This window comes from Candidatus Limimorpha avicola (assembly GCF_056978975.1).
Genome location: NZ_DBMCYK010000011.1, coordinates 19,910 through 35,550, shown reverse-complemented (window position 1 = coordinate 35,550; position 15,641 = coordinate 19,910). Strand labels below are relative to the sequence as shown.

At 38.6% G+C, this 15,641-nt stretch carries 8 protein-coding genes; 5 read left to right on the top strand and 3 right to left on the bottom strand.

Annotated elements, in window-relative coordinates:
- Position 1 precedes the first annotated feature (1 nt).
- From ACZOVS_RS06375 to ettA, 3 genes are read left to right on the top strand one after another with little or no spacing between them, the layout of a single operon-like run.
- Positions 2 to 1,222, top strand: a complete 1,221-nt coding sequence (locus ACZOVS_RS06375) for a glycosyltransferase family 4 protein (RefSeq protein ID WP_483996398.1) — start codon at positions 2 to 4, stop codon at positions 1,220 to 1,222.
- 5 nt (positions 1,223 to 1,227) lie between these two features.
- Positions 1,228 to 2,406 carry a glycosyltransferase gene (locus ACZOVS_RS06370; protein ID WP_483996397.1) on the top strand — a complete coding sequence of 393 codons (1,179 nt, stop codon included), beginning with the start codon at positions 1,228 to 1,230 and terminating at the stop codon, positions 2,404 to 2,406.
- A 5-nt stretch (positions 2,407 to 2,411) separates the two neighbouring features.
- Positions 2,412 to 4,085 (top strand): energy-dependent translational throttle protein EttA, encoded by a 1,674-nt coding sequence (ettA, locus tag ACZOVS_RS06365; protein WP_483996396.1) that lies wholly within the window; start codon positions 2,412 to 2,414, stop codon positions 4,083 to 4,085.
- 9 nt (positions 4,086 to 4,094) lie between these two features.
- Here the strand turns inward: ettA and ACZOVS_RS06360 are convergent, their stop codons facing one another.
- The 3 genes from ACZOVS_RS06360 to ACZOVS_RS06350 all read right to left on the bottom strand — a co-directional run bounded on the left by ACZOVS_RS06360 (position 4,095) and on the right by ACZOVS_RS06350 (position 11,607).
- Positions 4,095 to 4,532: a YqaA family protein gene (locus ACZOVS_RS06360; protein ID WP_483996395.1), complete on the bottom strand. Its 438-nt coding sequence runs from the start codon at positions 4,530 to 4,532 to the stop codon at positions 4,095 to 4,097.
- 221 nt (positions 4,533 to 4,753) lie between these two features.
- Positions 4,754 to 8,158: a C25 family cysteine peptidase gene (locus ACZOVS_RS06355; protein ID WP_483996394.1), complete on the bottom strand. Its 3,405-nt coding sequence runs from the start codon at positions 8,156 to 8,158 to the stop codon at positions 4,754 to 4,756.
- 23 nt (positions 8,159 to 8,181) lie between these two features.
- On the bottom strand, positions 8,182 to 11,607 hold the full coding sequence (locus ACZOVS_RS06350) for a C25 family cysteine peptidase (RefSeq protein ID WP_483996393.1): 3,426 nt from the start codon (positions 11,605 to 11,607) through the stop codon (positions 8,182 to 8,184).
- Between the two features lie 400 nt (positions 11,608 to 12,007).
- Between ACZOVS_RS06350 and ACZOVS_RS06345 the strand changes: the two genes are divergently transcribed.
- Together ACZOVS_RS06345 and ACZOVS_RS06340 are read left to right on the top strand one after the other, a co-directional pair.
- Positions 12,008 to 14,320, top strand: coding sequence for a glycoside hydrolase family 3 N-terminal domain-containing protein (locus ACZOVS_RS06345; RefSeq protein ID WP_483996392.1), 2,313 nt, complete (start codon positions 12,008 to 12,010; stop codon positions 14,318 to 14,320).
- Positions 14,321 to 14,330: 10 nt separating this feature from the next.
- A complete protein-coding gene (locus ACZOVS_RS06340; protein WP_483996391.1) occupies positions 14,331 to 15,641 on the top strand; it encodes a polysaccharide deacetylase family protein in 1,311 nt (436 codons plus the stop codon).

The window sequence follows — 15,641 nt, the reverse complement described above, 5'->3', positions numbered from 1 at the left end:
TATGAATATATTGCTGCTGTGTAACAAATCGCCTTATCCTCCGAGTGAAGGAGGTCCTATGGCAATGAATAGTATCATCACCGGCCTCATTGGTAAAGGTCATAAGGTGAAAGTAATGGCATTCAACAGTGACAAATATAGTGTCAATCCGGATGGTATTCCTCCTAAATATAAAGAGGATACCAGAATAGAATTTGTTGATATAGTCCTGAAAGTGAATCCTATCGATGCATTTAAAAATCTTTTTACCGGTGAATCTTACCATGTCCAGCGCTTTGTCTCTGAGGAGTTTTCCAGTCGTCTTGTGGAAGTGCTAAAAGAGGAGGAATTTGATATTGTGCAGTTGGAGATGGTGTATATGGCTCCTTATATTGATATTATCAGAAAACATTCTCGTGCTGAGATAGTGTTGAGAGCTCACAATCTTGAACATCAGATTTGGGAAAGAATAGCAAAAAAGACGAGGTTTTTTGCCAAGAGATGGTATATAAATCATTTGGCACGTACTTTGAAGTCCTATGAACTCAATGTCATTAAAAAAGTCGATGGTATAGCTGCAATTACTAATAGAGATGCTTCTTTTTTCAGAAGAGTGACATCGAAACCGGTGATAGATGTGCCTTTTGGTGTTGATATTGACATGTTTAAATATGATAATAAGGTAAAAAAAATTCCGGATTTCTATCATATTGGTTCAATGAATTGGATGCCTAATGAGGAGGCCGTGAAATGGTTGTTGGACAATGTGTGGGATAAGGTGGTGGAAAGAGAGCCGGAAGCCAAGTTGTATCTGGCGGGACGCAATATGCCTCAATGGCTTGTTAAAACTGATAAACACAACGTTTTTGTAGTTGGTGAAGTAGAAGATTCTCACAAATTCGTCAGTGAACATGACGTGGCAGTGGTACCTTTGTTATCAGGTGGTGGTATGAGAATCAAGATAATAGAATCGATGGCTTTGGGTAAGACGGTTATATCCACCATGGTTGGTGCTGAAGGTATTCAATACAAAGAGTTTGAGAATATTATTATTGCTGATAATGCTGACCAGATGATAGAAGCGATGTGCAGAATAATGCAAGACCGTGACAACGCGGAAAGAATTGGTGCCAATGCCCGCCGTCTGATAGAGAATGTATATGATAATGATAAGATAATTAATAGATTGGTAATATTTTATCACGAACTTTTGTCTAATAAGGAAATAACAACATTAAATTAAGTGCGATGAAGATTTTTGTACTTTTGCCGAGAATACCATGGCCTCTCGAAAAAGGGGATAAACTCAGAGCCTATAACCAGATAAAACAGCTTGCAAGAAATAATGAGATAGTGCTTTGTGCCTTGAATGTTGACGGCAATGCAGATAAGCAAAAGGCTTTTTCCATGCTTCAACCTTATTGTGTCTCGGTTAATTTCATAGATATTACAAAAGTCAGTGTGCTGTTTAACATCATAATAGCGTTTTTTACCGGTAAACCGCTGCAGTGTGGTTTCTATTTCAGCCGCAATGCAAAAAGAAAAATACATTCCTTGATAAAAAAACATCAGCCTGAGATGCTGTATTGTCAGTTTATCCGCGTGGCTCCTTATATTATAAAGGAAAATTTGCCTAAAACTATTGATTATCAAGATGTCCTTTCTATTGGCATGAAAAGACGCGCAGATATAGCCCCTTTCTATCTTAAACCTTTCTTTCTTACTGAATATAAAAGACTTCGCCGTTATGAAAATTATGTTTTCGATTTGTTTGATGTTAAAACAATAATAAGTGAACAGGACCGTGATTTTATCGATCATCCTGAAAAAGATAAAATAGTGATAGTTCCTAATGGTGTTGACCATGATTTTTTTAAACCTCAAAATAGAAAGAAAATTTATGATGTCGTTTTTACCGGTAATATGGCATATCCGCCCAATGTAAATGCTGTGGAATATCTTGCTGAAGAGATTTTGCCTTTGGTTTGGAAGTCATTACCTGATGTGAAAATGTTTATTGCAGGTGCTACGCCTGACAGTAAAGTTAGGAGAGTGGCATCGGACAAGATAATAGTTAGCGGTTGGATTGATGACATAAGAGATGCTTATTCTCAAAGTCGGGTCTTCATTGCTCCAATGCGTATTGGAACAGGCTTGCAGAATAAGATTCTTGAAGCCATGTCAATGAAAATACCAAGCATTACGACTTCTTTGGCAAGTAATCCTATTGGTGCAACTGAAGATGTGGATATCATGGTGGGTAATAATGCTGCCGAATTGGCTTCTCATATTGTTCTATTATTGAAAGACAAAGAAAAAGCCGCTTCTTTGGCACAAAATGGCTATGACTTTGTCCATAGAGTGTATGAATGGAGTTCCGTGACATCTATCTTGGAAGAGGCAATGAAAAAAGTTATTAAAAAATAAAAAATATGGCAGACGATAAAAAAATAATATTCTCGATGGTTGGGGTTAGTAAGATAATACCTCCGTCGAGACAGATTCTGAAGGATATATATTTGTCTTTCTATTATGGAGCAAAGATAGGTATTATCGGACTTAATGGTTCCGGAAAATCTACTCTGTTGAGGATTATTGCCGGTAAGGAAAAGTCGTATAATGGTGAGGTGGTGTTTTCTCCCGGTTATTCCATAGGAATGCTTGATCAGGAACCTGTACTTGACAACGATAAGACTGTCAGAGAGATAGTGGAAGAAGGAGTGCAGGATGTAGTTGATGCTTTGAAAGCATACGAGAAAGTTAATGAACGTTTCATGGAGCCAATGAGCGATGATGAGATGACAGCCTTGATAGAGGAACAGGGGCGTCTTACCGATTTTATTGAACAGCATGACGCATGGGAGCTTGACAGTAAATTGCAGCGTGCCATGGACGCTTTGAACTGTCCTGATGGAGATGCCATGGTACGAAATTTGTCCGGGGGAGAAAGAAGAAGAGTGGCATTAGTAAGACTTCTTTTACAGCAACCCGATATCTTGTTACTTGATGAACCTACCAATCATCTTGATGCTGAGGCTATTGAATGGCTCGAGAAACATTTGCAACAATATAAAGGTACCGTTATTGCTGTTACTCACGACCGTTATTTTCTTGACCATGTGGCTGGTTGGATATTGGAACTCGACAGAGGTGAAGGAATACCGTGGAAAGGTAACTATTCTTCGTGGTTGGACCAGAAGACTGCACGTCTTGCAATGGAAGAGAAAACAGAAAGTAAACGACGCAAGACTTTGGAACGTGAGTTGGAATGGGTTAGAATGGCACCTAAAGCACGTCATGCCAAGGGTAAGGCACGTTTGGCTTCTTATGAAAAATTGCTTAACGAGGATGTGAAGGAAAAAGAAGAGAAATTAGAGATTTATATTCCCAATGGAGACCGTCTTGGCAATAAGGTTATTGAAGCTAACAATGTTACTATGGCTTATGGCGATAAACTGCTGTTCGAGAATCTCAGTTTTACATTGCCGCCTGCCGGTATAGTAGGCGTTATAGGTCCTAATGGCGCCGGAAAAACTACTTTGTTCCGTCTTATCATGGGTATAGAAAAACCTGATGCCGGTACTTTTGAAATAGGAGAAACGGTAAAGGTAGGCTATGTTGACCAGCAACATGCCGATATTGACCCGGAGAAAACGGTTTGGGAAGTTATTTCCGATGGTAATGAATTGATTCAACTTGGGAATAGAACCATGAATTCGCGTGCATACGTTTCTCGTTTTAATTTCAATGGTAATGACCAGCAGAAAAAAGCCGGAGTGTTGTCCGGTGGTGAGAGAAATCGTATGCATCTGGCTCTCACCTTGAAACAGGAAGCCAATGTGTTGCTGCTTGACGAACCTACTAATGATATTGATGTTAACACTTTGCGTGCTTTGGAAGAAGGTCTTGAAAATTTTGCCGGCTGTGCCGTTATCATCTCTCATGACAGATGGTTTCTTGACCGCATTGCTACTCATATTCTTGCTTTCGAAGGTGATTCTCAAGTGTATTTCTTTGAGGGAAGTTATTCGGAATATGAAGAGAATAAGGCAAAACGACTTGGTAATCAAGTGCCTAAGAAGTTTAGGTATAAGAAACTCATGTGATGTTTTGCTTTAAAATAATGGTATGATATAAATCCATATCAAAAAACGTATAGCCCTTCCTATGAGCATGAATATCGCACTGAGGAGGGGCTTTGTTTTATAAAAACCCAATGCGATGGCAAAAACATCGCCAATAATAGGCAACCAAGCAAGCAGTGCTAATAGTGGACCGTATTTGTCAATTTTTTCTTTCTGTTTCTCCAATGTCTCTCGTTTCACCTTGAACCATTTTTCTATCCATTCCCACTTGCCTATCCATCCTATCAGATATGATGTCATACCACCAAGCCAGTTTCCGGCAAGGGCTGTAGTGAAACATATCCATGGCTTGCCCCCGGCAATCAACATTCCTATTATTAAAGCATCAGCTGAAAATGGCACTATGGTAGAAGCTAAAAACGAACCTATAAATAATCCTAAATATCCTAATTCCAAAAGACCTTCCATGTGTAAATTTTTATGTTTGCAAAATTATTATTTATTACTTTATGTTTAAACTGCAAAGAAAACAGGTGAGCCGTTTATTTTGAATTGACTCACCTGTATTGTAATTAAAGTGCAAAATGATGAATGATTAAGTTGAGATGAAATATTGCAGAATCTTGTCAAATAATAATTGACATTCTGTAGATATAATTTCTCATTTCTTCTTTAAAATTTACACTATTTTATTTATATATTACAACATTCCTTACTTCATTTAAGGAAGATCCTTTTATTTTTATGAAATAAATTCCTGAATTCATATCGTTTACATCTACCGATACTTTACCTGATACGGAACTCATTGTTTTAACAATCTGTCCCAGACTGTTGTAGATTAATATGTCACATTCATTGTCGCCTGTTTCAACATAAATATTGGAACTGGCAGGATTGGGATAAATCTCTATATTATTTTCCTCGGATGTTTCTAAGTCATAAATGATGGTTGTAGGAGGAAATACTATATCATCTATCCATGCACAGTCGCTGCCACTTGATAATGATGAATCTTTTTCGTAAGTCCATGTTAACTGATGTGAACCGGATGGCAGAGTGTATGATACCTGATTCCATTCGACTTCTCCGGACCATTCTTCCATTTTTGAATTATCTACATAGAAGTTAAGTTTATCATAATTTGATTCGGATGAAACTTTGACGAAGAAACTGATTTCTGTTTCGACGAATATTTCTATTTCTATGCTCAAAGTTGAATTTTGGTAGTCGCCGATAGCTCCGGATTTGGCACAATAGGTACCTGAATGTGGGTTTTCTGATACTATTGTCCATTGTTGGTTACCGCTATGGCTCCAGTCGAAAGCGCTGAAATCTCCGGTTTCAAAAGTTTCTGTTGTATTGCCAACAGGGAAAGTGTAAGAATCATAAATCAAATAGTTGTCATAATATATAGCTAAAATGAACTCGTAAGCAATACCTGTTTCGGTGTTCTCGCTCATGGTGAAAGTGAAGTCGGTAGTAAACTCTTCCCCTTCTTCAATGTTGTCTATTACAAATTCATTTTGACTGTATGACACTTCCGGTGCGGAGCAGAAAACAGCAAAAACAGCATAAGGAACAGGACTGTTACCGGTGTTTTTGCCTGTTAGATGCAAAGTTATTGTCTCTCCTGGATCTACGTTGCCGTTATTGTTACCTTGGGAATCATCCAAAACAATATTAACGACCTTAAAATCAGGGGCATTTAAGGTGGCGTTAAAGGAACTCTCCCAAGAATCGGTGCCATCAGTACAAGTAAGAGTGAATTTTACACTGGTGTTGTTGGGTACATTATCGGAGATGCTGAATTCAAAGACATCATTAAGTTCAATGTCTTCTTCTCCGGCTATAGTGCCAACTTCTGTTTGACTATCCATGATGGTGACATATTCGCTGTTACAGGACAAAGTGGCAATTACATTGTTGGCATCAATCATACCGGCATTTCTAAGTGTCATATTGAAAGATGTTGTCTCTCCAAAATCCATCTTGCCGTTATCGTCATTAAGAGAATAGTCGTAATAGACTACATAAGCTGAATTGTTTGGAATCGATGTCATTTGGAATATTTGAGGATATGCATTTAATCCAGTTACAATAAGTGTAAGTGTTCCAACAGTATTGATGGGGCTATTCATCGTTATTTCCGCTTCACCATTTTCATCAGTCAAGGCAACGCCAAGTAATTCATCTCCATTAAATAAACTACATCTGAACCCTTTTTGTGGATTGTTGTCGTTATAAACATTCACTACTGTTGAAGACATTCCAACCAATATTTCTTGATTATATTCTACAGTAGGAGTAAAAGGTTCATCTAACCATGGTGAAACTGCGACATCGCCTAATATGTTCAAGTCATAAAAATTCCAACGCAAGGCACCTTCTTCCCATTGTCCCGGAGCATTAACCCAAGGTGCGGTTTGACACTTGCCGTCTGTCATTGCATTGCCTATATATGGAATTCTGTCATTAAAATAAGCATCAGTCATTTCGCGATGCAGGTGTGCTGAGGGACCTTCTGTTTGTCCTTCGTTGAACCAACCATAGCGTGAATTGCCGATAACGCTTACACAGAAATTGGGTATTGTCACCATGGCTTCCAAAATAGAAGTAACATCGAAAGATGCACACATACATCCGTGTGAATGGAAGAAAGTATAGTTATGGTCAACCCCGTTAACGTTAGAGAATATAGAACTTGAAATCTGATTATAATCCCATCCGGCCACGTATGTTTCATTTGCATGGCCTACATGGTGGACGTATTGAGAACCTTGATTGATTGCTTCAATAAGGTTATTGCCACTCCAGTTGCCTTCTTCTTCATAGAGGCGAGTGAAATTAAGATCTTCAGGCATACCTATGGTAGTATATCCGTTATCATCGTGTTCTCCTATAAGGAGTTCAAGATAACCGCTGCCGTATGTTTGTGGATTGTCATACAACCATTCGGCTCCCATTATGACATTGCGCAATTCTCCTAAAACGGGAGATCTCTGATATTTAATGGTTTTGTTTATCATGTTGTGAAGTTCTTCTGTGGTATTGAAAGGCATTCTTGCAATACCGATCTCGGGAAGAAGGTCTTCTTCTCCTATTTCACCCCACTTGTCATTATTATTGTCATTCCAAGTGCCGTCAAGTGCTGCAAAATAAAGGTCGGCAGGTATTCCGGAGTCTTCATAAACACTGCTCGATTGGACTACACAATAAAATCCTCTGTATGGAAAATGTTGAACATCGCCTCCGAGGAGGACCATCATAATACCGTTGTCTTGATATTCACGTATGATATAGTTACGAATCTTTTCCTGTTGATCGACACCTGTCATCTCATTGTAAATGCTTTCCAATGATACTATACGGCTACGGAGACCTATACTGTCATAAAAGTTAAGATATTCATCAAACTCAGGAATGAATTGTTCTTTGGTTATGACAAGCAAATCGTATGCTGAAGAAGATTTGGCTGTCGCTTTGTAATTATCGATCATCTCGGGATTTTGTGCCAATGAAAGTACTTTGTTATTTATGTTGGGCGTATTCCATAACATTGCGGAGCGGTCTGTTTTATCGGCAACAGTGTTGACGACAACAGTGGCAGTCCTGGCATAGCGAATCTTTCCGGTTGACGGTGTATATTGTACAGGAGTGAAAGATGAGAAAGCAAAAGCATAACCATTCATGTGGTTTGTGGTAAGAATACCATGATTTTCAAATGGATAAGTGGATTTAGAATTATATATTTCTTCATTTTTCATAAATACTGTACGTTCCGGTTTTGAATATGGTCGTGCAGGTTGGTGAGGAAATAGATTATAGCTACCATCCATTTCAACAAAATCTGATAAAATGACCTCGATAGATTCCGCTTCTGTCCCATGAGGAAGTAATAGACTTACAGAATAGTATGGCAATGTTGGATTGCCTGCTATTGCAGTCTGCATGCATCCTTCGAAATGAATTTGTTTATACTCTTGAATATCACTGACAACAGGATTGTCGAAATGATATGTCATTTTTACCGTTTGGGCTGATACTATAACCCACAGAAACGATAATGCAAGTAGCAGTACATGTTTTTTCATCTGTATAGATTTTAATGAAGTGTTTATTTGTTAATTATTATCTTGCGAATACTGCATCTTTCAGAGTCCATTATCTGAATGATATACAGTCCATTGTTCAAAGCAGACATGTCGATTTGACATATTCCGCCAATGTCATCATCATTTTTTATTAAACGACCCGTTATATCGAATACTTTTAATGAAAAGTTTCCTTCAGGAAGTTCAATGTTGAACTTGCCATTGTTGGGATTTGGATAAATGTCAAATGTTAATTCGTTATCTGTCAGTTCAACATTGTCTGTCATTATCAACGAGTTGATAGGTAGCCGTATGGCATCTACCATGACACGGTCGTCTCCATAAGAGCCTGTCGGTGATTTGTCATATCTCCATTCCACCTTATATGTGCCGACGGGAATCGACATGTTGAATGGCTGCCAGTCGTTTTCGCCTGACCATCTGTTTATCAACTCATCGTTGACATAGAGCACAAGGAAGTCTTTCCCTTCTTCAGTTGATGTCTTGAAATAAAATGACAACTCACCATCCTGTTTTGCATCGAAATAGATAATCATAGATGACATCTCGTTATCATCTATGTCGCCTGACCTTGCACAATAAGAGCCATCGTAAGCATCCTCATCGGTAATGGTCCAATCGTTATCATACGCAAATTCCCAGTTAAGATAAGAGAAATCTCCCGTTTCGAAACTTTCGAGGATATAACTTATTGTTCCCTGATAGTTATAATGGCAGTCATAATTGCCGGCTGTCAAATTGAAATTGATATTATAAAAAGATCCGTCGGTTATGAGTTCGTCAAAATAAATTTCTATATCGGTGGAGAATGAACCTCCTGCTTCTATAGCGTTCAATTCAATTTCATTGTTAATGACATGTATCAATTCATTCTCTGTCGAAGTTTTTAACACGGCACTACCGGAATCGGAACCGCCATTGTTGATGCCGTCGATAGTGAAAATGACAGTCTCTCCGGCTTCTATTATGCCATCGCCATTTTCGTCATTATATGATACTGAAGTGATTTCCAAATCCGGTGCATTGACTTCCAAGCCGAAAGATTTGTGCCAGTATCCGGTACCGTCGCTGATAGTGATGCCCAAGTTCAACACTGTGCCGTCGGGAATGTCATCTACTACGGTAAACTCAAAAGCGTCGTTGATAGTGACAACACCGAGAGCATCGATATGGTCTATATGTGCTTCATTGTCTGACACTATAATATAACCGGCATTACAGCAGGAGAGATAGGTGTCTATGTTTGAAGTGGCTTCGCGTCCGAAATTTTTATAATCTATTTTCAGCGTCACGGTTTCGCCATAATCAATTTCTCCATTGCCGTTGCCATTGTTGTCAACTACGGTTATGACATCGGGATATACAAATGGAGAGTCGTCAGATATGCACTCTATTGTGGTTTCAACAGGAAATGAGTTCATGCCATTGACATTAAGTCTTACCTGATCTACGAAGTTGATCGGTTCGGCAAATTCTATTGTTGCATTGCCATTCTCGTCGGTGATTGCATAACCTAACAAGGTATCGTAATGATATAGTAGGCAGCGGTAATTCTTTAACGGAATACCTTTATTGGAGACGTTGATATTCATCGACTCATCTCCTTGCAGTAGAGCGGGTGTACATGACACAGTAGCATTGAAAGGCTCATCATGCCATGGACTTACAGCGACATCTCCCATAATGTTAAGGTCATAAAAATTCCATCTCAAAGCACCTTCTTCCCATTGTCCGGGTGCATTGACCCATGGTGCCGTTTGGCATTTTGCATCTGTCATGGCCATGCCGAGATAAGGGATCCTGTCATTCCAGAAAGCATCAGTCATTTCTCTCTGAAGATGGCATGCCGGACCTTCTGTCTGACCTTCGTTGAACCATCCATACCGTGAGTTTCCTATGGTAGCGACAGCAAAGTTGGATATTGTCACCATTCTCTCAAGTATGCAGTTAGATGCGAAATCTCCACAATCGCAGCCGTGAGTATGGAAAAAGGTAAAGTTGTGGTCAATGCCGTTGGAGCCTGAAAAATAAGAGTCTGTTATTGACATGCCGTTCCATCCTGCCACATAGTCGGCATTGGCATGACCTGCATGATGTACATATCCCGTACCGCTGTTGATTGCATCGGCAAGAAGTGCAGGACTCCAATTGCCATCTTCGTGATATAATCTCGTAAAATTGTAATCTTCCGGTATTCCGACTGTGGAATAGCCGTTGTCATCATGATTGCCGACAAGTAGTTCGAGATAATCGCTGCCAAGAGTGCGTGGATAGTCATAAAGACTCTCGCCTGCGAGTATCACATTGCGGAACTCTCCGCGTACGGGTACTTGTTGATACATAATGGTCTTGTTCATCATGTTGTTGAGTTGTTCCTTGTTGTTGAACGGAAAACGCGCTATGCCTATTTCCGGTAACAGGTCGTCTTCTCCAATCTCTCCCCAGATGCCATTGCCATTGTCGTCCCATGTACCGTCCAAGGCAGCATAATAAAGGTCAGCGGGAATATTGTAGTCAGTCTGATGACTGCCTCCGGATAATACATCACAATAAAAACCCCTGTATGGAATCAATGCGACATCACCGCCAAGAAGAACCATCATGATATCGTTGTTTTGATATTCGTTGATGATGAAATTACGTATTTTATCCTGATTGTCAATACCTTCAGTGGTGTCATAAATGCTTTCTACAGAAACAACACGTGTACGCAATCCTTTATATGTATATAAATCTATATAACTGTCAAAGTCTTCAACATATTCTTCCGGCGTGATGACGAGTAATTCATAACCGTTCAATGATTTGTCATTTATGGAATAAGAATCTATCATCTCGGGATTTTGAGCCATTGCAATGACTCTTTCTCGTACCAAATAATTGTTGCTTAACATGGCAGATTTGTCAGTTTTGGCAGCTGTCATGTCAATGCTTACTGTTGCAGTCGTAGCATAAAATACTTTACCGCTTGCCGGTATATATTGAACAGGAGTGAATGCTGAAAAAGCAAAGGCATATCCATTCATATAGTTAGTAGTAATAATACCATTACATTCAGATGGATACACTTGTTTCGAACTGTATAATTCTTCATTCTTTAAAAAACCTTCGTATGTCTTTTGGGAATAAGGTCTTGCGGATTGATATGGATACAGGTTATAACTTCCTTCCATTTCGACAAAATCAGATAATTCTACTCTTATATTTTGTGCTTCAAAACCTTGTGGAAGAAGAATAGACACGGATTGATAGGGAAGCGATGGATTGCCGGCCTCTGCCGATATCATGCAGCCATCGAGTTCTATTTGATCGTATCCTCTGATTTTATTTATCTTGGGTTCGTCAAAGTGATATGTCTTGTTGATTGTTTGTGCAGACATCGCAAAACAACATGTCAAAATCAAAAAAAGAAATAAACGTTTTTTCATTAAAGTGATGTTTTAAATCTAAAATATTGATTATAAATATTTAATATATACAAAATCTATTATTGGTTACTATAGTTCCATTATTTCAGACGTATAAAAAAACTCATTATTCAGTCGCATGAAGAATAAGTATGAAAATCATCGTTCCGCAAAGATACGCATTTTAAGAATATGTTAGGCTATTTGAAATAAATAAGGTAAAAATATTTTGACTGAGGGTGTTATATGTTAAATGATATTTGGTAAAATCATACTTTTTTCTTCAAAAAATATATTTGCAATTAATTGAGATGCTGATATTGAAGAGGATGATAACATAAAAATTTTACACTTTTTAACTTTTTAATGTAAAAAAAGAGTAGTATCTTTGTAATGCAAAGAAAAACAAAATCATGCTAATATGATATTTCGGAAGATGATAATGATATGCTTGAGTGTACTTATACTACTGTCGTGTAAATCAACAGATAATAACGACAAAGTCATGGTTTTGTTAAAAAAAATGACTCTTGAGGAGAAAATAGGACAGTTGTGTTGTCCAATAGGATTTAACGTGTATGACAAGTTATGCAAAGACAGTATAATGTTGTCAGATTCATTTGTTAAGACTATTGATACCATGAAATGTGGCGGCTTTTGGGCTGTTTTCAGAGCTGATCCATGGTCTCGTAAGACATTGGAAACAGGACTTGATGCGCGGGAGTCGGCATTGTTGTTCAATAAGATGCAGCGTTATGTGATAGACAATACGCGTTTGGGAATACCATTGTTTATTGCAGAAGAATGCGGTCATGGGCACATGGCTGTCGGTGCCACTGTGTTTCCTGTCGGACTTGGACAGGCTGCCACATGGGATGACACATTATTATATAAGGTGGGGGAGGCTGTCGCTCTTGAGGCTGAAGTTACTGGATCTGTCATTGGTTACGGTCCTGTCATGGACGTGGCAAGAGACCCGCGATGGTCGCGTGTCGAAGAGTCTTTCGGGGAAGACCCATATCTGTCGGGCCGACTTGGCACTGCCGTTATGAAAGGTATGCAGCGGCATTTGGCAAGTACTCTTAAACATTTTACGGGATATGGTATGCCTGTCGGCGGCCATAATGGGGCGGCAACTGTGATTGGCAATCATGATTTGCTGAATGACTGTTGCTCTAATTTTGAGACTGCCGTGAAAAGTGGTGCTGCTTCTATTATGACTTCATATAATGCTGTCGATGGAATACCATGTACTTCGAATAAATGGCTCTTGAATGATGTCTTGCGTGAAAAATGGGATTTTGATGGTGTCGTCTTTTCAGATTTGGGAAGTATTTGGGCATTGCATAGCTACCATAGAGTGGCTGAAGATCAGTTGCATGCTACGGCAATGGCAATGAATGCCGGTGTCGATATTGATTTGGGCGCAAGCAATTATGGCGCATATCTTGAAAAAGCAGTAGAGACGGGTCTCGTTTCTGTAGAAACAGTGGATAATGCTGTTTCAAGAGTGTTGAAATTGAAATTTGAGGCAGGACTTTTTGACAATCCTTACATAAACGTGGATAAGGTGACCGAGGTTGTCAATAATGATAATCATAAAAGGTTGGCATTGAAAACAGCAAGGGAGAGTGTGGTGCTCCTGAAAAATAACGGGGTGTTGCCTCTGAAAAAAGATTTGAAACGAATTGCTGTGATAGGTCCTAATGCTGATAATATGTACAATCAATTGGGTGATTATACGGCACCTCAGAAGCCTGATAAAATAATTACCGTGTTGGAAGGAATACGTGACAAGGTATCTGATATGACGGAAGTCCTTTACACAAGGGGTTGTTATGTAAGAGATACTTCTTGGGAAGATTTTGAGAATGCTGTTTTGATGGCGAAAAAATCCGATGTCGTTGTCCTTGTGGTCGGTGGGTCGAGTGCGAGAGACTTCAGTACATATTATGAAAATACCGGCGCGGCGTTGGTGAATGATATAATGTCCGATATGGATTGTGGAGAAGGGTACGACAGGGCGTCATTGGAATTGGCAGGACGGCAGAATGAATTGATGAAACTATTGATAGATACAGGTAAACCGTTGATAGTAATATATATAGAGGGAAGACCTTATTTGAAAAACTATGCTTGTCAATATGCCGATGCTCTTCTTACTGCATGGTATCCTGGTGAACAAGGTGGCAATGCGGTGGCTGAGATATTGTTTGGTGAATATAACCCCGCAGGAAGACTTCCAGTTTCGATACCTCGTTCGGTCGGACAGATACCCATATATTATTCCTTGCCTCCGGCTCATAATTATGTGGATGAGATGTCTTCTCCTTTGTTTCCATTCGGATATGGATTGAGTTATACGGAGTTTGAGTATGACAATATGAAAGTTACAGTGTTCGGAAATGTTGATTCTGCTAATGATGATGAGCCTGTTTTAGAGGTGTCTTTTCTTGTTGCAAATACAGGCGATTATGATGGAGATGAGGTGGTTCAGCTTTATGTTCGTGATGAATATTCCTCTTTTTTTACTCCTGCAGAGAAGTCTTTGAAAGACTTTAAAAGAGAATATTTTAAAAAAGGAGAGAAAAAAGAAATGCGTTTTGTCTTGTATAAAAAAGATTTGTCGGTTTTTGATTCTGATTTTAACCGTGTTTTTGAACATGGGAAATTTACAATAATGGTGGGCGCATCTTCTGACGACATAAGATTAAAGGAAATTATTTATATTTAAATTAAATGACATGGATTTACTCATTTTAGTGCCAAAGGTGACAAATAGAATTAATTATATCTTTGAACTGATATTCGGTAATTTGCTTGGGCTGGATTTCAAAATCACTTCTAATAAGGATTCTTTTGATTCATTTGATGGTGCTAAGTTGCATTATGGAGATAAACCTTTTGGTGATGAATTGTTCCAGAAATCGACGAGTATCCTTTTTGAACATTTTGTGATATTTCAGAAACTTGTTGTTGTGGATTACAATGACATAAAGACAATTTTTCCTGTTCATCATAAAAACAGCATATTCCCATTTGACCTTTTTGCTGCCTCGTTTTATTTTGTTACTAGATACGAAGAGTATATGCCTTATGTGCCGGACAAATATAACAGATTTCAAGCTAAGGATTCTATCTTGTATAAGACAGGATTATTGAAAAAACCTATTGTCAATATTTGGGCAATGGAGTTGGGTGAGATATTACAAAGTCGTTATCCGAATCTTCGATTTAAGAAAAGATCTTTCAGTTTTGTACCAACTTATGATGTTGACGCAGCCTGGGCATATCGCAATAAAGGTTTTGTTAGGATAACATCAGCTTTCATAAGAGATTTGTTGAGATTGGATTTTGCTGAGATGGATTTGAGATTCAAGGTGCTTTCCGGAAAGAAAATGGACCCTTTTGATACGTTTGATTATCAGATAGAACTTCAAAAAGAGTTGAATTTACATCCTTTATATTTTATCTTATGCGGGAATTATGATGTGAACGACAAGAATATTTCCATAAAAAATAGCGAGTTTCAGGATTTGATTAAACGACTTGGCGATTATGCCAATATTGGAATACATCCTTCTTTTTCTTCCTATCTTGACAACAAGAGGCTGAGAGAAGAAATACGTCGCCTGTCGAATATCTTGAATAGAGAAATTACTATGAGTAGACAACATTTCCTGAGACTTAATATGCCTGTAAGTTATCAGAAACTTATTGAGTTGGACATTACAGATGACTATACCATGGGATATGCTTCTCTTCCGGGTTTTAGAGCGGGTATTTGTGATACTTTTCGTTTTTATGACCTTGAACATGATGTGCCTACGTCTCTTAATATTCATCCTTTTGCTTTAATGGACGGTACAATGCGTGACTATCTTGACCTTAGTACGACAGAGTCCTATGCTTTGGCTGTTGAATTGTTACAGGCAGTGAAAGATGTAAACGGAACGTTTATTTTATTGTGGCATAATGAAACATTAAGCGATGAGAAACGTTGGAAAGGCTGGATAACGTTGTATAGAAAGATTTTGGATTACGCTTTGAACTGA